A 25,581-nucleotide genomic window follows, 5' to 3' on the forward strand; every position below is an offset into this window, starting at 1 on the left:
TCGGACGAGATCGGGTCAGCGGACGAAGGAGCGAGTAGTCATACGAGCGGTCGTATGACTACTCGGATGGAGATTGTCGGCCGGGTGTCAGGCCGTCGGCACTGGACCGTCGAGCAGAAGCTGGCGATCCTGCGCGATGCCTTTGGGCCCGATGGGTCGGTCCGCGCAGCCACTGAGCGCCATGAGGTCGGCAGCGGCGCGATCTACACCTGGCGCCGGCAGGCGATGTCGGGTGCTCTGACCGGGATAACCAGGCCGGCGGTGCCGAGCTTCGCCGAGGTCCAGATCAGCGAGCCCACAGCGATGGTGCCGGCACCGTCGTCGGCCACGCCGGGCAGCGGACAGATCGGGATCGAGCTTCCGTCGGGCGTGCGCCTGACCGTTGACGCATCAGTCGATGCCGAGGCCTTGTCCCGGGTGATCGGTGTCCTGGCACGATGATCCCGCTTCCCCCGCTGACGCGGATATTTCTGGCGTGCGGCGCGACCGATATGCGCAAAGGGTTCGACGGCCTGGCGGTGCTGGTGCAGCAGGCGCTGCAGCAGAGTCCGCATTCCGGCGCGCTGTTCGCGTTCCGCGGCAAGCGCGGCGATCTGGTGAAGCTGCTCTGGTATGATGGTCAGGGATTGTGCCTGTTCTCCAAGCGCATGGATCGAGGCCGGTTCATCTGGCCATCGACCGCAACCGGCACGGTGGCGATGACCGCAGCGCAGCTTTCGATGCTGTTGGAAGGCATCGATTGGCGGCGACCGGAGCGCACATTCACACCGTCGCTGGCAGGCTAAAAATGCCGGGATTCCGGCGCTTTTTCTGGCTCGCTGGTGTCCATTGTGCTATATATTCGAGGTGTCGGACGCAGGCCTTTCCGCTCCTGATAAAGACGCTCGGATCGCCGAGCTGGAAGCCGCATTGGCAACCGCGCACGCCGATATCACCGCCCGCGATATCCTGATCGATACGCTGCGCGTCCAACTCGCCCGTCTCAAGCGCATGCAGTTCGGCAAGGCGTCCGAGAAGCTCAGCCATGAGATCGCTCAGCTCGAGCTGGCGCTCGAAGAGCTCGAAGCCGAAGCCGCCACGGTGAGCGCGCGGCGCGTCGATCCTGCCAAGCTCGACCGGCCCGCACCGGTTCGAGCGCTCCCGGACCATCTGCCGCGTGAAGAACAGCGGATCGAGCCCGAGCATGGCAACTGCACCTGTCCGGATTGCGGTGGCGCCCTGCGCCCGCTGGGTCAGGATAGCGACGAGATGCTCGACGCGGTGCCGGTCCAGTGGCGCGTAGTCCGCACCATCCGGCCCAAGTATAGCTGCCGCGCCTGCGAGAAGGTCGTGCAGGCAGCGGCACCCGTAAAGGCGATCGCGCGGGGCAAGGCCACGTTCGGAACGCTTGCCCATGTCGTGGTCGCCAAGTTCGACCATCACCTGCCTCTCTACCGCCAGGCAGAGATGATGGCTGCGCAGGGCATCGATATCGATCGCTCGACGCTCGCCGGCTGGGCCGGTCAAGCGTCAGCGCTGCTCGATCCGATCGTCAGCCGCATCCGCGAGGCCGGGCTCACCGCTACCAAGATCCATACCGACGACACGCCCGTGCCGATGCTCGATCCGGGGCGCGGCAAGACCGCAACCGGGAGGATCTGGGCCTATGTCGTCGATGATCGCGGCGCCGGCGCCACCACGCCGCCGCTGGTCTGGTATCAGTTCACCCAGGATCGCACCGGCAGTCATCCCCAACAGCAGCTCGCTAACTTCACCGGGTTCCTGCAGGCCGACGGCTATGCCGGCTACGACAAGCTCTACAGCACCAACCGCGTCACCGAGGTCGCCTGCTGGGCGCATTTCCGGCGCAAGATCTTCGATATCCACGCAACCAAGCCGACGGCGCTCACCACCGACCTCCTAACCCGTATCGCCAACCTCTATCGGATCGAGGACGAGATCCGTGGCCACTCGCCAGACGTTCGACGACGAGGCCGGCTGGAGCGAACCGCGCCCTTGATCGAGGCATTGCGCACCGCCCTCGACGACGCCTTGCGACGCCTCTCGCCAAAGTCCGAGATGGCCAAGGCGATCACCTATGGCCGCAAGCGCTGGACCGCGCTCACCCGGTTCCTCGACGACGGCCGGCTGGAGATCGACAACAACATCGCCGAACGCGCGATCCGCAGCATCGCGATCGGCCGCAAGAACTCTTATGACCATTGTCAACGCGTGGGACGCGCAAAAAGAGACCGGACCCGACGCGAACGGGCTCGGCCAAGCCGGCATCGCAATCGGCAGAGGACGGAAGCTTGGGCCTATTCGACGGTCGCTCAAACTCTTGTCCGGGGATTGGCTACCCCATGGTGACGGTGCGTCGGAAGGCTGCCTCGTTCTGGCTGCGGACATGGGACGTGGCCCGTCCAAATTCTTGCCCGAGGATTCCTTCACCGCGCCCGCACGTCCACCCTCTGCCGAAGGCGGCAAATCGCCCGTTGCTAGACGGGCGCCGCTCCCGAGGCCGGCTCATACCGGCGCGCGAGATCCCACATGAAGCCGACCAACTCGCGCGCGACGGCGGTCACGGCCACATTGCTTTTCTTGCCGCGCCCGACCAGCTTTCTGTAACGGCCGTTGAGCCGCAGCTGTGCCTTCCACGCGATATCCTTGGCGTCCTGCGGCACGCCGACGGTATGTGTCTTCATGAACTGACCAACTTTGGGCGTGGTCCGGTACGCCCACGCCGCCTCGAAGAGGAGCGAACGCATATCGCTGTTGCCGGCTTTGGTGATGCCACGCGGCCGGATCGACCCGCCGCTTGAGTGCTCGCCCGGAACGAGGCCGAGGTACGCCATCAGCTTGCGCGGGCTCGGGAAGCGGGAAAACTGCCCGACCTCGGCCACCAGCGTGGCCGCGATGACGAGACCCACACCCTTCAAAGCCTGGAGCGCTGTCACCATTGGGCCGAGCGACCAGGCCGGGACGATGGACGCGATCTGCTCCTCCAACTCCTTCTTCCTCGACTCCGCTTGGTCGAGCCGGTTGAGGTAGCTTTGAAACGCGACCTGCTGGCCGGGGTGTTCGAAGCGGCGATCCGTCAGCCAGACCCGGTGACGGTAGGACCAGGGCTTGCCTTCGTAGCGCAACCCATGTCGGAGCAAGAACATCTGGACGTGGGCTCGTGCCTTGCGCGTATCGTGGGACGCGACATGCCTGGCCCTAACTAGGTCGCGCATGGCCTCGTGCAGCGGGTCGGGAACCCAGACGTAGGTCAGTTCGCCGGCGCGGAGCAGGCGCGCCAGCATCACCGCATCGCGGGTATCGTTCTTCTGGCGGTTACCCGGTCTAACCGGCGTATGGCTCGGCGCGACGATGCGGCAGTCGAAGCCGAGCTCAGCCAGTTGCCGGTACACGCCGTACCCGCAAGGACCCGCCTCGTAGGTGAACTCCAGACGCCCGTGCCGGGTGGCGAGCTTGCGCGCGATCCGCGCTATCGCCTCCGGCTGGTTTTGGATCACACCGACCAGCCTGACCTCGCCGTCGCGCCCTGCGCCGGCCACCGCTACCGAGATCGTGTCCTTGTGCACGTCGAGCCCGACATGAGCGTCGTAGTCGTCTATCACGCTGACCTCCCGTCGTTATGCGGCCGGGTCGGCCGCGGGGCGGCAGGCTACGCCGATCGACGCGCCCGCCAACCGACAATGGTCATCCCATCTGGCTGTTCGCCGGATCGAAGGCCGGCGGCGAACGCGCCGCCGCGATCTACACCGTCATCGAGACCTGCAAGCTCAACGGAATCGAGCCCCAGGCTTACATCGCTGACGTCATCGCCAAAATCGCCGGCAACTGGCCTGCCGCGCGCTGGGACGAGCTCATGCCGTGGAACTGGTGCCCAGACTTTCAGACGATCGCCGAAGCCGCATAGGCAGTGTTGCAATTCGCTCACTTGCGGACATTCGACAGCGCCTGCATCATGATCTGATGCTAGTCGTATCGCTCGTGCTCGTCGGTATCATCGTGGGGGTTTCCCTGATTGCGAGCGCAATAGCCGCTCTTTGTCGCCTCCTCACTGAAAGCAACGCCTTGTCGCTGACGATGGGAACGCTCACCATGCCGGCTCTGATCTGCGCTTTATTTGTCTATTGGGTAATGACGATGGAAGTCGACGACGCTCCGCCCGGCAATGTCCTCATCGGGAACTTGACCGCCCTTGCGGTCGTCACGCCTATAGCGCTGCTTGCCAGTCACCTGACAATTCGACTTCTATCTCGTCGCGCTTTGCGGAACGGCAGCTAGAGCGTTGAGCGTTTAATCGTACCCATACCCCGCGGCTGCGAAGTAGTTGCGGCATTCTTCTGCGGAGTAGAGGTCGCAGATGGAGCCGACGGCTCGCCAGAGGTCGTCGATGGTCCTGGCGCCGATGCGCCTGAGATGGGCTTTGAGTTTTGAAAAGGCCATTTCGATCGGGTTGAGATCCGGGCTGTATGGCGGGAGGAAGAGGAACCAGGCGCCGCGATCCTTGAGGATCGCCTTGGCCTTGTCGCTCTTATGGCTTGGCAAATTGTCGAGGATGACGACATCGCCCATGTCCAGCGTCGGTGCGAGTTGGGTCTCGACATAGATCTCGAAGATCTCCTTGGTCATCGGCCGGTCGATGATCCAGGGGGCGGTCAGGCCGTCGCAGCGTAAGCCTGCGATGAAGGTCTGTGTTTTCCAGTGGCCGAACGGTGCGCGGGCTTTCAGGCGCTGGCCTTGAAGCGCTCGGCCTCGCAGGCGCGTCATTTTGGTCGTAGTCGCCGTCTCGTCGATGAAGACCAGCCGGTGCGCCTGCTCGCGCATGCGCGGCTGGCGGTGCAGCCGCCATCGCCGCCGTGCCTCGCAGACATCATCGCGTCCGCACTCCGATGCCATCAGAGCTTTTTTTATATCTGAAGCCCGCCGCAAGCAGTGCCCGCGAGAGCGAAGCCGGATGCGCCACCGTCCTTGTTTCCGCTTCGAGCTTTGCTGCGAGTTCCGACATGGTGATGTCGGGCGTCGCCTCGACCCAGCGGACCAGCCTGGCCATGTGCGGTGCAAGCTTGCCCGCCCCCGGCGGACGCCCCTGTCGCGCCGGAGCCGCCGACCCGGTCTTCGTTACACGCTGGAAAACCTTGATCGCGCAACTCGGACTCACTCCGAAACGGCGCGCCGCATCACGACGTGAATGACCAGCCGAAACATGCCCGGATATCCGCTCCCGCAGATCGCTCGAATAGGATCTCCCCATGATCCACCTCCCCGCGAAGATGAATCATATTTCCCGACACAAGGGAATCCACAACCGATTCCTATTTCACGCTGACCGCTCTAGCCACCAGTTATCACCGTTCCGCGGTCTTCAGACCACGCATACCGAGCAGCTCGGTCGCCGTTCGGAACGAGCGTCGGCAGCGGCATGGGGGACGGACCGGCCACCAGTACGAGCGACCGTGGGGAAGCGCTGGTCGATGGTCAGGTCGTCGATGACTGGTGCCGCAGCGTCAATGCGGGGCGTGGTGGTGAGATCCCGAAGCGGCCGGTATAGCGGCCGGCGGGGCCTGCTCGCCGCCGATCCGGCGCATCATCGCGATCTCCTCTTCCTGCTTGGCGATGATGCCTCGGGCCAGCGCCCTGAGTTCCTCGTTCTTACCGTGGCGGAGCAGGGCCTGCGCCATGTCGATCGCCCCCTGATGATGGGGAATCATCATTCGCGTGAAGTCCCGATCGATGTCGCCGGTCGCCGGCACGTTCATACCGGCCATCATTCGATCCATGGCCGTCATGTTCTCGCGCAGGAATGCCGTCTCGGTGCCGAAGGAGGCGACCGCCTTCGGCGCCTGGGGGGTGGCGGCGAGGGCGGACCGGAAATAGACAACCAATCCAACGCAAAGCGAAAGGATGAGGAGCGACAGGAGGATGAGCGGTACTCGGCCGTAATGGCGTGGGTTCATTTCTTTGCCTCCTCGAAGCTGATTCCACAGGAGCGCGCAGCCCCGGATCCCTGGTCGATTGCCGCAGCCACCCGGCTGAGCGGCGCCTCGTCGGCCAACCGCAGCACGCACCTGAGCCTGGCCCAACGGACTGCGTCTCCTGGGGCTTTGCCGGCATCGACGATGCGGCGCACCTGCTCGCGCACACCGGTATAGCCAGCGACATAGGCGCCGACCGTGTCGACGAAACCCAGCAGAGCCTGGGGGCTGGCAATCAGCGCCTCTCGATCGAGCGCGGCCGCAGCGGCTTCGGCGCTGATCCCATGATCGCGATAAGCGCGCAGGATCGGCAATGCGGCGGGTGCCAGTGTGTCGAGAAGCTGTCGGATGCGTTCGAAGCGTTCGGCCTCGGCGGCCGGGAAGCCGGCCATCGGGAAAAGAACGTCACGCTCGAAGGCAAGGCGGTCCTGCGGCGGGAACACGAGCGAAATGCCAAAGTCCGCTGCCCCCTCCCGTATCACGGAGCCGGGCGAACGCAGGAGGACGATTCTGTCCTCGACGGGCAAATGGCCCGCCCCCATTTCCGCCTCGGCCATCACGAATTGTGCATGATGGCCGGGATAGGCTTCGTGACAGGCCACGTCGGTCGCCGAGCCCAAAAAGGCGACCGCTTGCGGGTTGATCTGCAAACTACTGTGGAAATTCCCGTGATAGCGGTGCCACGCCGCACCGACATCATTGGTCCATTCGACATCCAGCCGCTCGGCGCGCGGCAGACGCCAATGCTGCAATGTTCGCTTGCGGCATTCCGCGAGCGCGCGCGCAAATATCGCAGGGCGAAGATCCTCGGGAATGATGAATTGCCGGCGGAATGCCTCGACCCGGCTCGTCAATGAACCGCCGCCGGGAAGAAGGCGGTCCAGCGCGTCTCGCGCCTGCCCGTATTTCTGCTCGTCAGGCGAGACGGGCTCCAGGCCGTAGAGCCGATACGCTTCGTCGTCGAACGGCAAAGGGGCCTGCAAGCCCATGACATCGACCAGCGCGAGAAGCCGCCTGGTCCGCTCCGCCAGGCGGATGTGCCGGGGATCGGCACTCGCCGACGCGTCGTGCAGATCCCGGTCGAGTTGCGCGATTTCGGTTTGCAAGCCGTTTAGCGTGGGCGGGCGGCCGGTCGCGGGCGGTGCAAGGTCGGCAGGACCAAAATAGCTGTCCACTTCCGGGGGGAAGAGGCGACCGAGGGTGAGCCCCAGCGTGACAAAATGCTGCGCTTGCTGTTCGGACACCGCGGCAGCGGGTGTGCCCCCGAAATGTCGATAGCCCCACCATGCCGCAAGCAGCGCCAACGCGCCGGCCACGGCGGCGATCAACAGCCATGTCCCAATGCGCCCGCGCGGCAGAGGCAAAGCCTTTATGGCCATCGCAGATCGCTATTCCGTGCGCAGCGCTTCGATCGGATCGAGCAGCGAGGCGCGCCGTGCCGGATAGCTGCCGAAGATCAGGCCGACCGCAGCGGAGATGCCCATCGCCATCGCCATCGACCCGACCGAAACGGCGACCGGCCATCCCAGCGACTGACCGATGATCCAAGAGGACGCGAGCCCCAGGAACAGGCCGATGACGCCGCCGATGACGCTGAGCGTCACCGCTTCGATCAGGAACTGCATCGCGACGTCGCTTGAATGCGCACCGGTCGCGACGCGCAGGCCGATTTCGCGGGTTCGCTCCGTCACGGAGACGAGCATGATGTTCATGATGCCGATACCCCCGACGATCAGCGAGACACCGGCGATGCTGGCGAGCAGCGCGGTCATGGTGTCGCTGGCATGATCGAGCGTGTCCGCCATCTCTTCGAGATTCACCTCATCGAGCTTCGGCAGATTGGCCAGCGCGAAGGCGGCCGCGGGAGTGTAAAGCCCCTTGGTCAGCGCCTGCGCGGCCTGGGTTGTAACGGTGAAGTCGTCCGGCGTGATCCCGCTGCCCGCCTGCGCACTGACATAGGATTTCGCCGGCCCGCCGGCGATGCCATGGCGCGCGCGCAGCAGCTTCTTCACGTCCTCCGCGATCCGCGAGGCCTCGCCGGCCTTCTCGCCGGCGATGACGATCTCGTCGATGTTCGACTTGCCGAGCGCAGCCTGGAGCTTCTGGAAGGGGATGAAGACAGAATCCTTGTGATCCTCGGAATCGCCGGAGACGACGCCGACGACCGTGTAGCTCGCGTCGCGGATCAGGATGGTCTTGCCGGTCGGGTTCGTGCCGGCGCCGAACAACTGGTCGGCAAGGGCACGGCCCACTACGGCTTCGCTCTGGCCGTCAGCGAAGACCTTGCCGGGCCGGACATCCCAGGAATAGGTATCGGCAAAGGACGGTGCGACCCCTTCGACCTTGGCGAAGGCCTTGGTCGCGCCGACCGTGATGCTGGTGCGCGTGGTCACCGCCGGGCTGAGCTGCTTGATGCCGGACACCTTGTCCTTGATGGCGTTCATGTCGGCGAGCGTCAGCGTCTCGGCGGCGCCGCCGCCAGCGGTGATGCCGACGCTTTCACCGCCGCGCGTATAGTTGCCCGCATGGACGAACACGAGCTTCGTGCCCGCCGAGCCGACTTCGCCTTCGACCGAGGCGCGCGCGCCGGTACCAAGCGCAACCATCGTCAGGACCGCAGCCACGCCGATGATCATGCCGAGCATCGTCAACAAGGTGCGCAGCCGGTTGCGGCTGAGCGAGCGAAGGGCGAGGCGAATGTTGACGGGCATCAGCGCGAACATCGGGAACTCCAGTCTTGGCATATGCCGCGTTCGGGGAACGGGCGACGGATCATGTGGATTGAGACATTCGGGGCTGCGTTATTCGGATCTCAGGGCAATCACGGGGTCGAGATGAGCGGCCGCCCGGGCCGGGCCGAAGCCGAAAGCGACGCCGGTGATCCCGGCCATGGCGACCGCGACGACCAGCATGATCGGCGACACCGCCGTCGCCCAGTGAAAGCCATATTCGGTGACGAACAACCCGGCCCCGCCAAGGCCCAGGCCGATCAGCCCGCCGAGCGCCGCCAGCGTGACCGCCTCGACCAGAAACTGCGCCATCACGTCGGTGGTCCGGGCGCCCAGCGCCATCCTGAGGCCGATCTCCCTCGTGCGGGCCGCAACCGACACGAGCATGATGTTCATCACCCCGATACCGCCTACCAGCAGGGAAACCGCCGCAGCGCCGGCGAGCAGATAGGTGAAGGTGCGTCCGGCCTGCCTCAGGCTCTTGGCCATTTCCACCCATGACGCTTCCTCGAACCCCTTGGAGTTGGAGTGGACCGCGCGGGCGAGGCGCGGGTCGGACCCCATGCCAGGAAGCGCCGCGTTGCTCTGCGTCTCCACACGGAAGTCGTCCGCCATATCGTCGGGCAGGCCATGGACTGTCCGCAGCTTTGCCTTCAGTTCCTTCGCAACCGCGCTCGTCACCGCGATCGAGGTCGTGCGCACGGTGACCGTATCGTAATTGTCGCGACCCAGCAGGATCTTGCCGAGGCTGTTGGGGACATAGACCATCGGAACCACCACCCCGCCCGCGCTCTCGGCACCGGTATTGATGACACCGACGATCCGGGTCTGCTTGCCCCCGATCGGCAGGATCTTGCCGACGGGCGAAGGCACATCGGGCCACAGTCTTTTGGCGACCCCGGGCGTCACCAGCGCGACCGGCGCTGCGTCGCGATGCTCGCCGCCGGTCGGCAGCCGCCCCTCGATCGTCTTCCATCCGGTCATGTCGGGCCAGTCGGGGTCGAAGCCCGATACGCGGACGATGGCGGCCGGCACGGTCGCCCCAGGATCCAGGCTGGCATTGCCCTGCATTTCGCCGGCCACCGACTTGACGTTTGGCATTGCCTTGACGAGCGCGATCTCGATGGCGCCGATCGGGGTCGGCGGCGATTTGTAGCGCGTCCGTTTGACCGCGCGGATGCGACGACGGGCATCGACGACGGCCTCGTCCTTCGTGACGTCGGGCATTTCGGAGCCGTCGCCGCTCGCGCCGGTCGCTACCGAACCTTCGCCGGGCTCACCGCCCCCGCTATCCTGTTCGCCGTTGGAATCGACGCCGGCGGGCACGAAATTGCCCGGGCGGATCGTGATCCGCGTCGGGCCGGCGCTTTCGATCTGGGATTCGATGCGCAGCTGGGCACCGCGCCCCAGCCCGGAGACGATGACGACCATCGCCACCCCGACGCTCATGCCGAGCAGGGTGAGCGCCGCCTGGAGCCGGTTCTGGGTCAGCGCCTTCAGCGCCATGCGAATATTAACGAGCATGGCCTGCCTTCTTTGCAGAGGGCTTGCCATAGACCGGGAACTTGGAGCGCGGCACCTCGACCAGGCCCGATGCACCGCCGACCACGCTGCCGACCCGCACGACGCTCGCCGGGTTGGTGACGGGCTTGCTGTTGCCCGTCCACAAGGTGCCCGTGGGATCGGGCCGCATCGTCACATATTCGGTCTTCATGCCGGGCCGGTCGATCTCGACGCTCAGTTCGCTCGCCGCGGAGGCGGGCAGCGGGCCGCTCTTGAGATCGTAGAGATAGATGCGCACGCCCCCGGCCGGCGCGAGCACGATCTCGATATGGGCGTTGTTGATCGGCTTCATGATGCCGCCATGCGGCGCTTCGTGGATCACCCCGTTATGGGCGATGGCAGGACCGGCCAGCGCGAGCGCGGCGGTTATCAGCACCAGGCGAGCGTTATTCATGTCGAAGGGCCTCGATCGGATCAAGAAGGGAGGCGCGCCGCGCCGGATAGATGCTGAAGGTGACGCCGAGCAGCGCAGCGACGACCAGGGCAAGCAGCGCCGACAGCGGCGATACGATGGCGGTCCATTGGAACACCTGCTCAAGCCCGCCCGAGGCAAGCGTGCCGCCCAGGATGCCGAGCACGCCACCGACCACGCACAACAGCAACGCCTCCAGCACGAACTGCGCGGCGATATCGCTGCGCCGTGCGCCGAGCGCGATGCGCAGGCCCACCTCCCGGGTACGCTGCGTGACGGAGAGCAGGAGCAGGTTCATCACGCCGATGCCGCCGACCAGCAGCGACACCGCCGCCACGCTCGCCAGCAAGGCCAGCATGATGACGTTCGTCTTGCGCAGCGACGTCGAGAGCTGCTCGATCGTGAGCCGGTCGACCTGCTCGAGATTGCCGCTGATGACCCGGGCGAGCTGCGGCGGGATGCCCTTGCCGATCTTCTGTTGCGCGACGGTGGTGACGGTGAAATCGTCCGGCACAGCCTCAGTGATCTTGTGCCGCGTACGCAGCAGCAGCTTGATCTGCTTGGCCAGGCTGCTGACCTCGCCGCTCGATTTCGCGGTGATGGAAATGGTGTTGAGCTTGCTGAGGTTGAGCAGCTTGTTGATCGTCGTCACCGGCACATAGACCGCGTCGAACTGGTCGTCGCCCGGCTCGGGCTGGCTCGCCCAGCTGCGGCTGCCGACGACGCCGATCACCTCGAATTTCTGGTTCCACAACGTCGTCGTGTGGCCGACCGGATTGACGCCGACGCCGAACAGCTTGTCGGCCGCAACGCGCCCCAGCACCATCACCTGGGCCGCTTTCGTCGCGTCGGCCTTGTCCAGGAAGCGCCCGTGCGTGATCGTCCAGCCGCTGCGGATTTCCGGCAGCGCCCATTCGGTGCCGTGAAGCCGGGTGAACCACTGGTTCTTCTCAGGCCCATCCGCAAAGATATGTGCGTTCTCGTGCACGCCGGAGACGACGTGCTGCACGCCCGCCAGCTTGGCGATCGCCTCGGCATCGCTCGGCAACAGGGTGGCGGCGGCGCCGAGGCCCGCCGTCACGTCTCCGAGCCGATCCTTGGCAGTCGGATGGTCGTGGATCGCGAGCGGGTCGTCCTCGAAATGCGCTGGCTGCAGGAAAGCCTGATCCGGCATATCCGCCGCACCGATATCGGCACCCGCCATGGCGAGCGCGCCGTTCGGCAGCCGATACAGCCTCATGGGCCCGCCATCCCAGACTGCGGGACGCGCGGCGAAGCGATCGTTGTTCGGCTGCCCGATCGTCCAGTCGACCCGCATGGTCCGCGCGACGCCCGGCCCGCGCTGCAGCGGGAACAGCCGCTCGGGATCGATGGCGGTGTGGCCGATATTGCCGTCGGGGTCGGACCGTTCCTCCTTGCCCGCGGCATAATTCCCCGCCGTCACAACGATCAGATTGGCGCCGGCTGCCCGCAACTGGTCCTCGACGGATTGCTGTGCGCCGCGCCCGAGCGCGATGCTGGTAACGAGCGCGCCGACGCCGACCATCACGCCGAGCATGGCGAGACCAGTCTGCATCCGGTTACGCACCAGCGCATGAAAGGCGAGCAGCAGGAAATGGCGGCTGAACATGCTGTTTGCCTGATTCAGCCAGCTGCGGCCATGGCCGGGGCGAGTTCGGCCTCGAGCGTGTTGCGCGGCGTGTTGGGTTCGTCGCGCAGGATCTTGCCATCGCGGACCGCGATGATGCGCGTGCCATAGGCGGCGATGTCGGGCTCGTGCGTGATCAGCACGATGGTGATGTTCTGCTGCTCGCGCAGTTCCTGCAGGATGCGCATCACTTCGATGCTGGTGACCGTGTCGAGGTTGCCGGTCGGTTCGTCCGCCAGGATCAGGGTCGGCTCGTTGACCAGCGCGCGGGCGATCGCGACGCGCTGCTGCTGACCGCCGGAAAGCTGGTTGGGATGGTGGTCGAAGCGGTTTTCAAGCCCCATGGCGGCCAGTGCCTTCATCGCCTTTTCGCGACGCACCGTCGCCGACATGACCGGCCGGGTGTAGAGCAGCGGCACCTCGACATTCTCGACCGCGGTCGTGCGCGGCAGCAGGTTGAAGCCCTGGAAGACGAACCCGATCTGCCGGTTGCGGATGTCCGCGAGCTCGTCGCGCGGGAGGCTGGAGACATCCTTGCCGTTCAGCATGTACCTGCCCTCGGTCGGCCGATCGAGGCAGCCGAGGATATGCATCAACGTCGATTTTCCCGAGCCCGATGGCCCGGTAATGCAGACGAATTCGCCCTGTTCGATGTCGAGCGATACGCCGGCAAGTGCCTGAACGATATTGTCGCCCAGCTTGTACGTCTTCTTGAGGCCCTGCAATGAAATGATCGACATTGATGCTTCTGCCTGAAAACGAGGGAAGACTATTGGGTCATCTTAAGGCTATTTCGGCGGTACCGGCGGCTTGACGACGACCGGGCCGTTGAGGCCGGCGTAGTTGTAAAGGACCGCGACCACCGATTTCTCGGCGCCGGCCATCCCGTAGGTCTTGCCCGCACCTTCGATGACGTAGAATTCGTTCGCGGCATGCGCGTTGCCGCCATAGCCGAGCATCCCGCCGACGATGGGAATGTCGAACGGCGCGCCGTTGCCGGCGAACAGATAGGCCGGCCAGTAACCGCCCATGATGCTGTTGATCGGGGAGATCGGGCCATGGCCGATGTTGAACTGGTCGAAAGCGGCATAGACCGCGCGGCCGATCTCGTTGTCGGTGTTGCGTTTGGCCCAGGGCACGTCGCCGACGACATTGATCTCGACATCGCTATAGCCGAGCTTGTCGAGATATTTGCGGAGCTTGGCGACGATGTCCGGCCCCGTCATGTTCGGGATGTACCGGAAATTATGCTTCGAGGTGATCTTGTTCGGCAGGATCGCGCCCGATCCGCCGGCGAACATGTTGCCGCCCCAGATGCCGTCCAGGTTCATCGAGGTGCCGTACCGCGACATGCGCAGCACCTGATACGGATCGTCCGAGATGAAGCGCGCAACGCCCAGGCCCTGCGCCGCCTTTTTCAGGTCCATGCCCTTGGCGCCGGCCTTCAGCTTCGCGTCGTCCGCGGCCGATAGCGGCTCCATATTGTCGTAGAAGCCGGGGATCAGCACCTTGTTGCCGTCCTCCGAAACCAGCTTCGACAGCATCTGGATGTGCCGCCAGGCCGGGCTGTCGACGGAGCGCTTGTTGCCGCCGTGAATGTCCGAATAGACGGGTCCCTTGCCCCATTTGGCGCCGCTCGTGGTCAGTTCGATGAAGACGCAGCCTTCCGATCCCGAAAGCGGGCCGGCGGTGCCGTTGGGCGACTGGAACCCGAAGGTGTACATCGCATCCACGCCCTTGAAGAGCTCGGGGTGCGAGTAGACGAACTTGTTATAGCCGATGTCCATGCGCTCTTCGTCGCCCTCGGCCACGAAGATGAGGTTGACCGGCAGCTTGCCCTTGATCGCCTTGATCGACATCAGCGCGTTCAGCATGGCCATCTCGGGGCCCTTGGAATTGACCGCCCCGCGCCCGATCAGCACCTTCTTGTACGGGGCCTGCTCGACCAGTTTGGCGTCGAACGGACCCGACTTCCACAGATCCGGCTGGGTGACCGGCATGGTGTCGTACATCCAGTAGATGACGAGCGTCTTCTTCGCCCCCTCGTCGCACTTGGCGTAGACGACCGGGTTGCCCTGCTGACCCCATTTGGTCTTGCCGACGTCGTAGACCTGGGTCTTCTGGCAGCCGAGCTGGTCGAAGAACCCCTTCACCATCTCGGCGGATTCCTGGATGCCCTCACCTGTATTGGAAATCGAGGGCTGCTGAATCCATTTCTGCAGGTTCACGACATGCTGGTCGATGTTCTTGTCGATATAATCGTAGATCTTGAGCAGGTCGGGGTTGCGAATCCTGGTCTTGTCGAGCTTCAGCGTTTCGTCGCCATAAGGCCGGATACCGAGCTTCGGAGCCGAGGCGGTGGGCTTGGCGGCGGTGGCATTGCCACCGCCGCTGTCTTCCTTGCCGCAGGCGCCCAGCCCGAGTGCCAGCGTCAGCGCCGAGACGACCGAAAGGGCCCTTCTCACGATCCGGAGCCTCCGCCATCAGCGCCACCCGCCGCGGCCGGCTTCAGTACGATCGGGCCGTTCAGGCCGGCATAATTGTAGAGCGCGGTAACGACGATCTTCTCCGCGCTCGCCATGCCAAGCTGCTTGCCCGCGCCTTCGATGACGAACCATTCATTGGCGGCATGGGCGTTGCCGCCGGTGCCCCCGCGAACTGCGCTGATCGGAATGTCGATCGGCGAGAAACCACGACCGGAGAAGAGATAGGCCGGCCAGTAGCCGCCGCCGCCACCCGCCAGCAATATGCTGTCGTTGGGGCTCGTCTCCGGATGGTTGAGCCCGAAGATCTCGGCGGTATAGGCGTTGGACTTGCTCAGATCGTTGTCGGTGTTCTTCTTGGCCCATGGCACGTCGCCGACGACATGGATTTCGACGTCGTTGTACCCGAGCTGGTCAAGATATTTACGCAGCTTCTTGACGATATCCTCGCCATCCATGTTCGGCACGTACCGGAAATTGTGCTTCGAGGTGATCTTGTTGGGCAGGATGGCACCCGATCCGCCGGCGAACATATTGCCACCCCAGATGCCGTCGAGGTTCATCGACGTGCCCATCCGCGCCATCTTCAACTGCGTATAGGCATCGTCGGAGATGAAGCGGGCAACGCCCAGATTCTTGGCGGCACGCTTCAGATCATATGTCTTTGCGGTCTTGCGCAACGAGGCATCTTCTTCAGCAGTCGGCTGCACGATATTGTCGTAGAAACCGGGAATCAGAACGCGGTTGCCATCCTCCGAGACGAGCTTGGACAGCATCTGGATGTGCCGCCAGGCGGGACTGTCCACCGAGCGCTTGTTGGCGCCGTGGATGTCGGAATAGACCGGGCCCTTGCCCCATTTGGCACCGCTCGTGGTCAGTTCGACGAACACGCAGCCTTCCGAGCCGCCGCCGCCCCACATGCCGTCGGCGCCCTTGAACAGGTCGGCATGGTCGGCCATGAACTTGTTGAGGCCGACGTCCATGCGCTCTTCGTCGCCCTCGGCCACGAAGATTAGGTTGACCGGCAGCTTGCCGGTGGTCGCCTTGATCGACATGACCGCGTTGAGGAAGGTCATCTCCGGGCCCTTGGAGTTGGTCGCGCCGCGGCCGATCAATACCTTCTTGAACGGCGCCTGCTCGACCAGCTTCCCTTCAAACGGCGGCGCCTTCCACAGGTCGGGCTGGGTGACCGGCATGGTGTCATATTGCCAGTAAACGACGAGCGTCTTCTTCGCGCCCTCGTTGCAATTGGCGTAGACGACCGGGTTGGCCTGCGAGCCCCATTTGGTCTTGCCGGGATCGAAGACCTGCGTCTTCTGGCAGCCGAGTTCGTCGAAGAACCCCTTCACCATCTCGGCGGATTCCTGGATGCCCTCGCCCGTGTTGGAGATCGAGGGCTGCTGAATCCACTTCTGCAGGTTCACGACATGCTGATCGATGTTCTTGTCGATATAGTCGTAGATCTTGGTGAGATCCGCATTGTGGATCTTGGTCATGTCCATCTTGACGGTTTCGTCGCCATGCGGCCGGATGCCGAGCTTGGGTGTCGAAACGGATGCCTGCGTCGCCGCGTTGCCGCCGGCGCCATCCTGTTTGCCACATGCTGTCGTCAGGGCGACCAGGCCCATCAAGACCGGCAGTGTACGAGACTTGTTAGCTATCATGCGACCTTGCCCCTTTTAGTGATCAGATACAGTTGTGGTTATTATCCAGCGCGTAAAACACGCCCCGACAAAGGAGACTGACTATAGTGCCAGTCCATAAGCTACTGCATGTCGGATGGTACGCGGACAAACAAAGTCAAAAGAACAATTGCGCGACATATCTACTCCATCAGCGGAGCTTCATGCCTTCAATCACCCTCACCCTCGGGCCTTTGCGGCCTATTCTATTTTATATGTGACTAATCCGAGCCAGTATCTCCTACTGGTCACAGACACGATCGTACCGCACGATAATACATGCAAGGAAGCTGCGCTTCTCATCAAAGTTCGAAGAAAATTCCGGTGCGCGTCAAGGAATCCACCAAAAATCTCGTGATCGGCGCCGGATATCGTTCACGCGACGAATCGATTTCGTTGCGAATTTGATGGTTTGCCGATCGGAATCCGGTGCCGTCTATACGGGGCCTGCCTTGTGCGCTCATCCACAGGGGGGAGGGAGCATATCGGTCAAGCCGCAGGCGCGAAAAGCCGCTCTGAATAGATATCACGCTGTTCGCCTGGCTGCCCTTCCTCGCAGCGGACATGGGCGGCGTGCTCGGCGGCTATCTCTCGCCTTTCCTGGTGAAACGCTTCGGCGTGCGGCTCATCACGTCGCGCGTCGCGGGCGTCAGCCTCGCTGCGGTGCTGATGATCGCGCCGGACTGTATCGGCCTTGCCGTCAGCCCCTATACCGCCATCGCCCTGTTCTGCGTCGGCGGCTTCGCCCACCAGATGATCTCGGTGCTGATCAACACGCTGTCGGCCGATGTGTTCACGCCCGAGGAGGTCGGCACCGCCAACGGCTTTGTCGGCCAGGCGGGGTGGATTGGCGGATTGCTCTTCTCGCTGCTGCCCGCCTACACTATTCGATCGCCAAAGGAGCAACAGTCCTGCTGCTCGTGCCCTGCACCGGATCCGGCGTCGACCGCCCCCCCCGTCCACCGCCTCGAACTCGGCCGACCCTGTGGCTGTCGCCGACCGCGATATCGTCGTGACTGGCACGAGCCGTAAACAAACCGAGCCGGGCGAGCCGGACCGAACCGTCGCCGGTCACGATCACCGGATCGGCCGTTGCTGCCGCACCGCCGCCACCGCCCCCCGCCATCATCGTTCGCATCGAGCGCGAAGGTAGTCGCCTCGCGCCGCATCCCAGCACCGGCTCCGGAGCCCGTTCCCTACCCACAGCCCTATCGCGATCCTCCTGATGATCGTCCACGTGAAGTCGTTCGAGGATTATGACCGGGCATACCGCAGCGAACTGTCCATATTGCCCTATGCCGCCAAGATCCACAGCAGCTTCTTGATGTGCGAAGTGGCCGTGCGGGCCGTTCCGCCGGTGCTGCTCCAGGGGCCCGCCTGAGCCCGGTTCCACCGATTCGGATCGAATGCGAGAATCGGGCTAGACCAGTTCAGACAGCGCCCATAATCGGCACTTGAACGCGCATTCATGACGAAAACCACACAAATGACATAAATCTGCGCGTGAAAATAGCGACATCCCCCAACTAAACTCTGCTAATCTTGCGACAGGGTTACTCCGCAGAGAGTTGCTCTACAGGGAGAATACATCAAGCGAGACATGATCCCGGCACCGACGCACCCCGTCGGCGCCGCCGGGGAATTGTACGCTGAGTATGTGGTCACTTACAGTTACGTTCCGAGACAATGTTCAAAAAGAACAGATGAAAGGGAGAGGTTGCCCAGGGAGTAACAAGAATCGGGGGCGACCATGACGAATCTATTCAGCGCAAGCACGATTTCCGGCCGCCAGCTTTTCCGGCGGTATAGCCTCTCCACTGCTGCGATCATCGCGCTGGCGATGGCCGCACAACCTGCCTTTGCGGCGCCGCAGCCTGCGCCGGTGATGGCAGCCGGCATCGACGACAAGACACCTGCCGCCGATGCAGCCGCGTCGGTTGCGGCGGAACCGACCCTGCAGGACCAGTCTGCCGATGGCGAGACCCAGGATCAGGAAATCACCGTCACCGGAACGCGCATCGTACGTGACGGGTATAGCGCGCCGACCCCGGTCAGCGTCATCAGCACGGAGGAAATCAGCCGCGAGGCGCCCGCCAATATTTCCGATTTCGTGAATACGCTGCCCTCCGTCCGCGGCTCGGGCACCTCGGCGAGCTCCAACGGCGCTCTTTCGAACGGCGGCGCCGGCATCAACACCGTCAACCTGCGCAGCCTTGGCGCAAACCGCACGCTGGTGCTCGTCGACGGCCAGCGCTCGGTTCCGTCCACGAACACCGGCTCGGTCGACGTCAACACCATTCCGCAAGCCCTGATCGAACGTGTCGAGGTGGTGACCGGCGGCGCATCGTCAGCCTATGGTTCGGACGCCGTCTCGGGTGTCGTCAACTTCATCCTGAACAAGAAGTTCACCGGCCTTAAGGTCGAGTATGAGCACGGCGTCACCACCTATGGCGATGCCCCCAACCACAAGGCCAGCATTACGGCCGGCACGTCGTTCGCCGACGGCAGGGGCCATATCACCGTTTCGGGTGAGTATTTCACGCAGAAGGGCGTCCACACGGTCGACCGCGACTGGAACGATGTCGGCTTCTTCCGCGTCAACAACCCGAAATATACCGGCGCTGCCTGCACGGATAGCTCCGCCACGACCATCTGCTACCCGGAATATATCGTCACGAAGGGCGCCGGCATCTCCAGCTTTGCGCCCGGCGGCCTGGTCACCTTCGGCCCGCTGAAGGGCATCTATTTCGGTTCGATCAATCCGGCGACGGGCTTCGCCTCTGTCAACCGGCTCAACTTCGGCGCCGTGCAGCCCGGCAGCCAATGGATGATCGGCGGCGATACCGACATCACCAGCGCGTCGCATCGTGGCTCGGCAACCTTGCAGCCGTCCGAGAAGCGCCAGTCCGCCTTCGGGCGCCTCAGCTATGAATTCTCGCCGGCGCTCAACGTTTTCGGCCAGTTCGCCTATAGCCGCTACCGGGGCCAGAGCTATTACCAGCAGACGGCAACCACCGCGACGTCGGCAACGACGGGTGTCCTCATCAACAACGACAACGCCTACCTTCCGCCGGAGGTAAAGGCGCTGATGGCGGCGAACAACCTGACATCGATCAGGGTCGGCACCGGCAACGTGTTCATCGACCCGCAGGGTTCGGACAATACGCGTGAGGTGTTCCGCTATGTGGTTGGCGCGGATGGCCAGTTCAACGCGCTTGGGCGCAACTGGAGCTGGGATGCCTATTACCAGCGTGGCGAGACGAAGACCAACGAACTGCTGACCAATGGTTGGAGCCTTACGCGTTATGCGCTGGCGACCGACGCAGTGGTCGTCACCGCGGCCAACCGCGGCTCGTCCGGCCTTGCGCTTGGCAGTATCGCCTGCCGCTCGACGCTGACCAGCCCGACCAATGGCTGCGTTCCGGTCAATGTGCTCGGCGTGCAGCCGAACCAGGCGGCGGCCGTCAGCTACCTGACCTATGGCGGCCTGAATCCGTTGCGCAATCAGACGCTGACCCAGGATGTCGTGGCCGTAAGCTTCTCGACCAACAATCTGTTCGAGCTGCCGGCAGGCCCGGTGTCGCTGGCCTTCGGTGGCGAATGGCGCAAGGAAACCGTCAACGGCACGGTCGATCCGCTTTTCCAGCCGGGCCGGGATGCTGACAACAATCTCGTCCCCACCTGGCTCTACGGCAACTTCCTGGTCAATCGCGGCAAATATTCCGTGAAGGAAGGCTTCATCGAAACCGTCGTCCCGATCATCAAGGGCATGGATTTCAACGGCGCCTTCCGCCTGACCGACTATTCGAGCTCAGGCAGCGTCACCACCTGGAAGGCCGGCCTCACCTGGCAGATCATCGATGACGTCAAGGTGCGCGGCACCATCTCCCGCGACATCCGCGCGCCCAACCTCGCCGACCTGTTCGCACCGGGCGGCGGCGCGTCGAACTCGGTCAACCGGCCGATCACTGGCGGCACTGGCACGGTCACCGATCGCCTGATCACCTCGAACCTGGGCAACCCGAACCTCGTTCCCGAAATCGCCAAAACGTACGGCGGTGGCTTCGTCGTGACCCCGAGCTTCCTGCCCGGGTTTGCCGCTTCGGTCGACTATTACAACATCAAGCTAAGCGGTGCGATTTCGTCCTATGGCATCCAGACGGTTGCCGATCAATGCTATCAGCAGAACATTGCGAGCGCCTGTAACTACATCATCACCAACCTGGGCCGCGGTGTGATCGGCAACAATGCCGATATCATCAGCATCGAGGTCGTCCCGCAGAACTTCGTGAGCATCAAGACGAGCGGCATCGATTTCGAGGCAAGCTATCGCCGGCAGATCGGGCCGGGCACCGCCATGCTGCGCGGGCTGGCGAGCTACGCGATCGAGCAGACGACCGAGAACGGCGTGGTCGCGGCGACCGACGCGGCCGGGCAGAACACGGGCAACCTGCCACGCTGGACCTATCGTTTCTCGGCCGGATACGACTTCGACTCCGGCTTCGGGGTCCAGGGTATCGCGCGCGGCGTATCGGGTGGAACCTACGACAACAACGCGATCGTGTGCGACACGAACTGCCCGGTTTCGACCGCAGACTTCCGCACCATGAACACCAACTCGATCCCCGGCGCGATCTACTTCGACATGAACGCCAGCTACAAATTCGACGTCGCGGGCGCCAAGTCAGAGATCTATTTCTCGATCCGCAACCTGTTCAATACCGACCCGGTCCTAGTTGGCAACGGTCCGTCGGGCGACAACACCGAAGCCTATCCGCAGACCAACCGCGCTCTCTCTGACGTGCTCGGCCGAGTGTTCCGCCTGGGCGTACGATTCAAGCTCTGACCCTTTTTACCAAGACAAACCCAGGCTAGGCGGCGTGGACAAATTTGAGCCAGTATCTGGTGGTGGCGAGATGGACCATACCGAGGAAGCTGTTCGCCAGTTGATCATAGCGGGTTGCGATGGCGCGGTTGATCTTGAGGTGGCCGAACATGCGCTCGAGGTGGTTGCGCTGCTTGTAGAGCGTCCGGTCATGTTGGATCTTCACGCGGCATCCAATCAAGCGAAAAATCGATCGCTTATTCAGCAACTTGTGGCATTCCCGCCGAGTTAGGTGTTTGGTCCCGGGGTGTGGCGACACGGGTCGATTTTGAATCGGCCTGGGTCTTCTGTCCAGATGCGACCGAGATATTCGTAGGGCGTCAGGCCACGTAGGGTCTTGAGGCGACGTCCATGATTATAGGCGTCGATGAAGAGCTGGAGATGCTGCCGGAGCTGATCGTGGCGATCGTAATGGTAGCGCTTGACGGTAGCGTCCTTAATGGTTCGGTTCATGCGCTCGACCTGGCCGTTGGTCCATGGGTGGTTGGGCTTGGTGAGCCGATGCTCGATACCGTTCTCGCGACAGATCTGGTCGAAGCGGTGAACGCGGTACCGCGCAGTCCCTTCGCCGCGGTTGCGCGGCAGGTCTGCAAACTGGATGCCGTTGTCGGTTAGTATAGTATGCAAGCGATACGGGACCGCGTCGATCAACGCTTCCAGGAAGGCGACCGCGGTCGCCCGATCCGCCTTCTCATGGAGCTGAACGAAGGCGAACTTCGAGGTGCGATCGATGCCGACAAACAGATGCAGCTTGCCCTCCTCGGTGTGGAGGTCGGCGATATCGATGTGGAAGTAGCCGATCGGGTAGGCCCGGAACTTCTGCTTGGCGGGCTTTTCTCCGGTCATGTCGGGTAATCGGCTAATGCCATGACGCTGCAGGCAGCGATGGAGAGCGGAGCGCGTCAGGTGCGGGATAGTGGCCTGCAGCGCATACAGGCAATCATCGAGCGGCAGGAGCGTGTGGCGACGGAACGCCACAACCATGGCCTCCTCCTCGGTGGTGAGGACGGTGGAATGAATGGCCTTCGGCCCCATCGCTGCATCGGCGGTGTGCGACCTCTTGCGCCACTTCTGCACCGTCGTTGCGCTGATGCCGTGACGACGGGCGAGCGCCCTTACGCTCTCTTCACTCCGCTGTATCGCTCGACGGACTGCCTCAGTCGTTGTGGCGCTGCCGTGTAGAACTTGGCCCATAGCTCCTCCCGCCATGCGTGATGGTCAATCGTACCACCACACTGCGGGATCAAACATGGAACCGCCAAATCAGGTTCCGGCTCAAAGCCCCCTTTGCTACCCAGATTACGATGGGGGGTGACCTTCAGTGAACTCCCATCGCTAAAGACGCTGACATGCTGGGACAATTTCATGAACGTGGCCCATGAGGCCGAGCATTTCGGGCTGCCCGAGGCCGGGATGGCCACGATTCGCCGCGCCCATACGGTGCAGCCAGTCACAGTGGTACAGAGCGAATATTCACTGTTCTGGCGCGGGCATGAGGCCGATCTCCTGCCGGCGCTTGAGGAGCTCGGTATCTGCTTCGAGCCGTTCAGCCCGCTGGGTGCGGACTTCCTGACAGGCAAGATCGACGAGACGACCAAGTTCGCCGGTGGCGACTTCAGGAACGCAGTGCCGCGCTTCAGCCCGGCAGCGCGCAAGGCCAACATGGCGCTGGTCGAGGTGATCCGCATGGTCGCCGACCGCAAAGGGGCGACACCGGCGCAGGTCGCGCTCGCCTGGCTGCTGGCGCAGCGGCCCTGGATCGTGCCTATCCCCGACGCCACCAAGCCGCACCGCCTGCGCGAGAACCTAGGTGCCATTGATCTCGAGATGATCGCTACTGATCTCGCCGAGATCGCCACGGGCATCGCAGCCATCACCGTGCAGGGCGAACGGCTGCCCGAGGCAGCGCTCAAGATGACCGAGCTCGAGGAGAGATATAATGGAGTTGAAGCGCGCAGGATCGCACTGCCGGCTCGATCGCCCGCTTCGCCTTCCACTCGTCACCAGCGCCGCCAGCGCAATCCTGCGTCCTCTCGTCCCCGATGATGTGCCGCGACATCCGTTCCCACTGATCGTCGCTAAGAATAAGCCGATCCAACCCGCCCACGACTGCCTCCAAAAGACAGCCTTGAATCAGAACTCGCACAGCTTGGAAATCCCAAGAGTCCTCAACCTAGCCGGCCATGTTCGTCCAGTTCAAAATTCATAGAGGCCCCCTTCGGGGTTCGGCCAATAGAGCGCCGCCCAGTCGCCGCTCACCGGCACCTCCGTCCCGACTCAAACAAGCTCAAGGGCGCGTTCCAGCGCCTGGACCTCCGCCCGGTAGTGTTTGAGCCCGAGCCAGACCAACAGGATCGACGGAATGCCGATCAGCGTCACATAACCAAACAGCATGACTCCAATCGACTTCGGATCGCCGCTCAGGTCGATCGCCCAGCCGACGAGTGGTGGTCCAAACAACGGACCGATCAGCGCGATTACCGTGTTGTAGATCGCCAGCGATTGACCACGGATCTCGCCTGGCGTGATCAGCGCCATCGATGAGGGCCCACCCGCCGTCGCGACTGACTTACCGATGAACGCGAGGAACATCAGGGCAACCGCCAGTTGGGCCGTTGGCATGATCGGGTAAAGAGCGCTTGCGGGCACGCCGATGAGGAGGCCGACGATAAGCACGCGCATAGAGCCGTCCGCGTGGTTCTGTGCCAGACTCCGCTGGAGCCACACGGCGAGGGCGGTGCCGATCGGGCCGGCGGTGAAATAGAAGAGGCCGGTGACTGCACCGATCTCCGCGACATTCCAGCCCCAGACTCGCTGGAACAGCGGGATGTTCCAGAAGGCGAGTGTGCTGATCGCAAAATTGCACGAAGAGCCGACGAACAACGCGCCGAACCCGCGCCAGCGCTTCAGGATATAGCCGAAGGCGGTGCCGAACCCTTGCGTCGGGGCGATCTTTTCATGCCGCTCAGGCTCGCGCACCGTCAGCATCAGCGCGGCGAACACGAAACCGGGTGCCCCTACCAACAGGAACGCCATGTGCCAGGGCTCCAGCGCGCCGATCATCGGGAATTGCATCGGCCCCAGCGTTTCGAGCCATCGGACGACCACGCCGCCGCCGAGGAACGCCAGCCCGGCGCCGAGATAGGGTCCGGCCATGAACAGGCTGATCGCGCGGGCGCGTTCCTTGCGGTCGAAATAGTCGCTGATGATCGACACCGAACTCGGGCTGACGACCGCCTCGCCGATACCGAGACCGAGCCGGCATATCAGCAACAGGATGAACGTGTTTACCAGTCCGCTGCCCACCGTCATCGCGCACCACACGATGATACCTGCGATCAGCAGATATTTGCGGTTCGCGCGATCAGCATACCAGCCGAGCGGAATGCCCACCAGCACATGAAACAGCGAGAACGCTGGGCCGAGCAGGAGGCCGACCTGTAAATCGCTCAGCCCCATCGACTTCTTGATGGGTTCGATCAGGAGGGTCGGGATGTAGCGGTCGAGATAGGACAGGATGAAGATAAGGAGCAGGAGGCAGACGACATACCAGCGATAGGCGGGGCTGTTCCTGGTCGAGATCATGATGCTTCGCTCCCGCTGGAACCGCGTCGCGGCGATCCCGGATGTGCCTTGTTCCGCTGTCGTGATCGCCGCCGTCTCGTCAGCGTTCGTAGGCGAAACCGAACCCCAATCGCGCCTCGAGGTTGCGCTTCTCCAGGTCAGCGCCGATCGCCTCGTCATTCTCCACCACTTCCAGATTCTCCTGCGTCTCTTTGCGGATGATCACCACGACATCGGCGGTGTCGTTCGCGGGAAAGGGGAATTCATGCCAGGTGCCGAGGTGCAGCTGCGCGCCGGAGCTTCCATCAAAATAGAAGGCGCGGACGGTGTCCGGATCCGGCTGGTTGGTGTCGGTCGGTGCGCCCAGCACCGCGACGAAAGCACTCCCGCCCAGTGGGAGGAACGTCTGGGTATGCTTGAAATGACGCTCCATCCAGATGACCTGAGGCGCGCGCGCGTGAATGCGTGCGACGCTGAGGCGGGTCTGCTCGTCGCTGACGAACCCGCCGGGCGACCAGAGCTCCACCTTGTCGCCATAGAATTGGCCTGTGCGGGAGCCGACCGTGTCGTCGACCCCCACCAGCACGCCATAAGGCGCAAACGTTTCACGGGTCGCCGGCTCGACCGTCAGGGTGCGGAAATCCATATC

Annotated in this window: 22 protein-coding genes and 2 pseudogenes; 9 read left to right on the forward strand and 15 right to left on the reverse strand. The window is 63.5% G+C overall.

Annotation, left to right across the window (positions count from 1 at the left end; translation table 11 throughout):
* The first annotated feature begins 54 nt into the window (after positions 1-54).
* Genes WC729_RS25715 through WC729_RS25725 form a run of 3 tightly spaced genes read left to right on the forward strand, consistent with a single transcriptional unit; the run spans position 55 to position 2,349 of the window.
* A complete protein-coding gene (locus WC729_RS25715; RefSeq protein ID WP_372857316.1) occupies positions 55-441 on the forward strand; it encodes a transposase in 387 nt (128 codons plus the stop codon).
* Entirely contained in the window at positions 438-785 is a 348-nt protein-coding gene (gene tnpB / locus WC729_RS25720; protein WP_372857317.1) for an IS66 family insertion sequence element accessory protein TnpB, read from the forward strand. The genes WC729_RS25715 and tnpB overlap by 4 nt, the downstream gene beginning before the upstream one ends.
* 52 nt (positions 786-837) lie before the next feature.
* Positions 838-2,349, forward strand: a complete 1,512-nt coding sequence (locus WC729_RS25725) for an IS66 family transposase (protein WP_372857826.1) — start codon at positions 838-840, stop codon at positions 2,347-2,349.
* Positions 2,350-2,477: 128 nt separating this feature from the next.
* On the opposite strand, the gene WC729_RS25730 is transcribed toward WC729_RS25725, so the two are convergent.
* Positions 2,478-3,599 (reverse strand): IS110 family transposase, encoded by a 1,122-nt coding sequence (locus WC729_RS25730; RefSeq protein WP_372857827.1) that lies wholly within the window; start codon positions 3,597-3,599, stop codon positions 2,478-2,480.
* 83 nt (positions 3,600-3,682) lie between these two features.
* On the opposite strand from WC729_RS25730, the pseudogene WC729_RS25735 reads away from it, so the two are divergent.
* Both WC729_RS25735 and WC729_RS25740 read left to right on the forward strand, forming a co-directional pair.
* Positions 3,683-3,904, forward strand: a pseudogene (locus tag WC729_RS25735) (transposase domain-containing protein); the annotation flags it as partial.
* Positions 3,905-3,960: 56 nt separating this feature from the next.
* Positions 3,961-4,275 (forward strand): hypothetical protein, encoded by a 315-nt coding sequence (locus tag WC729_RS25740; protein WP_372857318.1) that lies wholly within the window; start codon positions 3,961-3,963, stop codon positions 4,273-4,275.
* Between the two features lie 12 nt (positions 4,276-4,287).
* Here the strand turns inward: WC729_RS25740 and WC729_RS25745 are convergent.
* The 10 genes from WC729_RS25745 to WC729_RS25790 all read right to left on the reverse strand — a co-directional run bounded on the left by WC729_RS25745 (position 4,288) and on the right by WC729_RS25790 (position 16,429).
* Positions 4,288-5,245 (reverse strand): IS630 family transposase gene (locus WC729_RS25745; RefSeq protein WP_372857319.1). Its coding sequence is split into 2 segments (ribosomal slippage): positions 4,288-4,893 and positions 4,895-5,245, totalling 957 coding nucleotides; the frame shifts between segments, so codons are not numbered across the junction.
* A 253-nt stretch (positions 5,246-5,498) separates the two neighbouring features.
* Positions 5,499-5,948: a DUF305 domain-containing protein gene (locus tag WC729_RS25750; RefSeq protein ID WP_372857320.1), complete on the reverse strand. Its 450-nt coding sequence runs from the start codon at positions 5,946-5,948 to the stop codon at positions 5,499-5,501.
* Complete coding sequence (locus WC729_RS25755) at positions 5,945-7,294, reverse strand: hypothetical protein (protein ID WP_372857321.1); 1,350 nt, start codon at positions 7,292-7,294, stop codon at positions 5,945-5,947. The genes WC729_RS25750 and WC729_RS25755 overlap by 4 nt, the downstream gene beginning before the upstream one ends.
* A 60-nt stretch (positions 7,295-7,354) precedes the next feature.
* Positions 7,355-8,689: an ABC transporter permease gene (locus WC729_RS25760; RefSeq protein WP_372857322.1), complete on the reverse strand. Its 1,335-nt coding sequence runs from the start codon at positions 8,687-8,689 to the stop codon at positions 7,355-7,357.
* A 78-nt stretch (positions 8,690-8,767) separates the two neighbouring features.
* The gene (locus tag WC729_RS25765; RefSeq protein WP_372857323.1) at positions 8,768-10,219 is read right to left on the reverse strand and encodes an ABC transporter permease; all 1,452 of its coding nucleotides are present in this window, start codon (positions 10,217-10,219) and stop codon (positions 8,768-8,770) included.
* Positions 10,209-10,652 carry a hypothetical protein gene (locus tag WC729_RS25770; protein WP_372857324.1) on the reverse strand — a complete coding sequence of 148 codons (444 nt, stop codon included), beginning with the start codon at positions 10,650-10,652 and terminating at the stop codon, positions 10,209-10,211. The genes WC729_RS25765 and WC729_RS25770 overlap by 11 nt, the downstream gene beginning before the upstream one ends.
* Positions 10,645-12,300 carry an ABC transporter permease gene (locus tag WC729_RS25775; protein ID WP_372857325.1) on the reverse strand — a complete coding sequence of 552 codons (1,656 nt, stop codon included), beginning with the start codon at positions 12,298-12,300 and terminating at the stop codon, positions 10,645-10,647. Before WC729_RS25775 ends, WC729_RS25770 begins: the two co-directional genes overlap by 8 nt.
* Positions 12,301-12,314: 14 nt before the next feature.
* Positions 12,315-13,058, reverse strand: a complete 744-nt coding sequence (locus WC729_RS25780; RefSeq protein ID WP_372857326.1) for an ABC transporter ATP-binding protein — start codon at positions 13,056-13,058, stop codon at positions 12,315-12,317.
* 48 nt (positions 13,059-13,106) lie between these two features.
* Positions 13,107-14,783 (reverse strand): M20/M25/M40 family metallo-hydrolase, encoded by a 1,677-nt coding sequence (locus WC729_RS25785; RefSeq protein WP_372857327.1) that lies wholly within the window; start codon positions 14,781-14,783, stop codon positions 13,107-13,109.
* Positions 14,780-16,429: a M20/M25/M40 family metallo-hydrolase gene (locus tag WC729_RS25790; RefSeq protein ID WP_372857328.1), complete on the reverse strand. Its 1,650-nt coding sequence runs from the start codon at positions 16,427-16,429 to the stop codon at positions 14,780-14,782. Before WC729_RS25790 ends, WC729_RS25785 begins: the two co-directional genes overlap by 4 nt.
* 618 nt (positions 16,430-17,047) lie before the next feature.
* Here WC729_RS25790 and WC729_RS25795 point away from each other — a divergent pair.
* From WC729_RS25795 to WC729_RS25805, 3 genes are all read left to right on the forward strand, one after another.
* Positions 17,048-17,515 carry a hypothetical protein gene (locus tag WC729_RS25795; RefSeq protein ID WP_372857329.1) on the forward strand — a complete coding sequence of 156 codons (468 nt, stop codon included), beginning with the start codon at positions 17,048-17,050 and terminating at the stop codon, positions 17,513-17,515.
* A gap of 193 nt (positions 17,516-17,708) precedes the next feature.
* Complete coding sequence (locus WC729_RS25800; RefSeq protein ID WP_372857330.1) at positions 17,709-17,864, forward strand: hypothetical protein; 156 nt, start codon at positions 17,709-17,711, stop codon at positions 17,862-17,864.
* Positions 17,865-18,233: 369 nt separating this feature from the next.
* Positions 18,234-21,329: a TonB-dependent receptor plug domain-containing protein gene (locus WC729_RS25805; protein WP_372857332.1), complete on the forward strand. Its 3,096-nt coding sequence runs from the start codon at positions 18,234-18,236 to the stop codon at positions 21,327-21,329.
* Positions 21,330-21,354: 25 nt separating this feature from the next.
* Here WC729_RS25805 and WC729_RS25810 read toward each other — a convergent pair.
* Both WC729_RS25810 and WC729_RS25815 read right to left on the reverse strand, forming a co-directional pair.
* Positions 21,355-21,519: pseudogene (locus tag WC729_RS25810) on the reverse strand (transposase); the annotation flags it as partial.
* 77 nt (positions 21,520-21,596) lie between these two features.
* Positions 21,597-22,562 carry an IS481 family transposase gene (locus WC729_RS25815; RefSeq protein WP_372857334.1) on the reverse strand — a complete coding sequence of 322 codons (966 nt, stop codon included), beginning with the start codon at positions 22,560-22,562 and terminating at the stop codon, positions 21,597-21,599.
* A gap of 171 nt (positions 22,563-22,733) precedes the next feature.
* Between WC729_RS25815 and WC729_RS25820 the strand changes: the two genes are divergently transcribed.
* A complete protein-coding gene (locus tag WC729_RS25820) occupies positions 22,734-23,414 on the forward strand; it encodes an aldo/keto reductase (RefSeq protein WP_372857335.1) in 681 nt (226 codons plus the stop codon).
* A 231-nt stretch (positions 23,415-23,645) separates the two neighbouring features.
* Here the strand turns inward: WC729_RS25820 and WC729_RS25825 are convergent, their stop codons facing one another.
* Both WC729_RS25825 and WC729_RS25830 read right to left on the reverse strand, forming a co-directional pair.
* Entirely contained in the window at positions 23,646-24,953 is a 1,308-nt protein-coding gene (locus tag WC729_RS25825; RefSeq protein WP_372857336.1) for an MFS transporter, read from the reverse strand.
* Between the two features lie 79 nt (positions 24,954-25,032).
* The gene (locus tag WC729_RS25830) at positions 25,033-25,578 is read right to left on the reverse strand and encodes an ureidoglycolate lyase (protein WP_372857337.1); all 546 of its coding nucleotides are present in this window, start codon (positions 25,576-25,578) and stop codon (positions 25,033-25,035) included.
* Positions 25,579-25,581: the final 3 nt, after the last annotated feature.

The sequence above is a fragment of the Sphingomonas sp. genome, assembly GCF_041661825.1.
In the GTDB taxonomy this organism is placed as follows: domain Bacteria; phylum Pseudomonadota; class Alphaproteobacteria; order Sphingomonadales; family Sphingomonadaceae; genus Sphingomonas.

Excerpts from the sequence above, each read along its gene's own strand:
- tnpB (WP_372857317.1), top strand. The coding sequence starts at position 438 with ATGATCCCGCTTCCCCCGCTGACGCGGATATTTCTGGCGTGCGGCGCG.
- WC729_RS25820 (WP_372857335.1), top strand. The coding sequence starts at position 22,734 with ATGAACGTGGCCCATGAGGCCGAGCATTTCGGGCTGCCCGAGGCCGGG.
- WC729_RS25780 (WP_372857326.1), bottom strand. The coding sequence starts at position 13,058 with ATGTCGATCATTTCATTGCAGGGCCTCAAGAAGACGTACAAGCTGGGC.
- WC729_RS25765 (WP_372857323.1), bottom strand. The coding sequence starts at position 10,219 with ATGCTCGTTAATATTCGCATGGCGCTGAAGGCGCTGACCCAGAACCGG.
- WC729_RS25815 (WP_372857334.1), bottom strand. The coding sequence starts at position 22,562 with ATGGGCCAAGTTCTACACGGCAGCGCCACAACGACTGAGGCAGTCCGT.
- WC729_RS25795 (WP_372857329.1), top strand. The coding sequence starts at position 17,048 with ATGGGCGGCGTGCTCGGCGGCTATCTCTCGCCTTTCCTGGTGAAACGC.
- WC729_RS25830 (WP_372857337.1), bottom strand. The coding sequence starts at position 25,578 with ATGGATTTCCGCACCCTGACGGTCGAGCCGGCGACCCGTGAAACGTTT.
- WC729_RS25775 (WP_372857325.1), bottom strand. The coding sequence starts at position 12,300 with ATGTTCAGCCGCCATTTCCTGCTGCTCGCCTTTCATGCGCTGGTGCGT.
- WC729_RS25740 (WP_372857318.1), top strand. The coding sequence starts at position 3,961 with ATGCTAGTCGTATCGCTCGTGCTCGTCGGTATCATCGTGGGGGTTTCC.
- WC729_RS25750 (WP_372857320.1), bottom strand. The coding sequence starts at position 5,948 with ATGAACCCACGCCATTACGGCCGAGTACCGCTCATCCTCCTGTCGCTC.
- WC729_RS25760 (WP_372857322.1), bottom strand. The coding sequence starts at position 8,689 with ATGTTCGCGCTGATGCCCGTCAACATTCGCCTCGCCCTTCGCTCGCTC.
- WC729_RS25805 (WP_372857332.1), top strand. The coding sequence starts at position 18,234 with ATGACGAATCTATTCAGCGCAAGCACGATTTCCGGCCGCCAGCTTTTC.
- WC729_RS25715 (WP_372857316.1), top strand. The coding sequence starts at position 55 with ATGACTACTCGGATGGAGATTGTCGGCCGGGTGTCAGGCCGTCGGCAC.
- WC729_RS25790 (WP_372857328.1), bottom strand. The coding sequence starts at position 16,429 with ATGGGCCTGGTCGCCCTGACGACAGCATGTGGCAAACAGGATGGCGCC.
- WC729_RS25770 (WP_372857324.1), bottom strand. The coding sequence starts at position 10,652 with ATGAATAACGCTCGCCTGGTGCTGATAACCGCCGCGCTCGCGCTGGCC.
- WC729_RS25800 (WP_372857330.1), top strand. The coding sequence starts at position 17,709 with ATGATCGTCCACGTGAAGTCGTTCGAGGATTATGACCGGGCATACCGC.
- WC729_RS25825 (WP_372857336.1), bottom strand. The coding sequence starts at position 24,953 with ATGATCTCGACCAGGAACAGCCCCGCCTATCGCTGGTATGTCGTCTGC.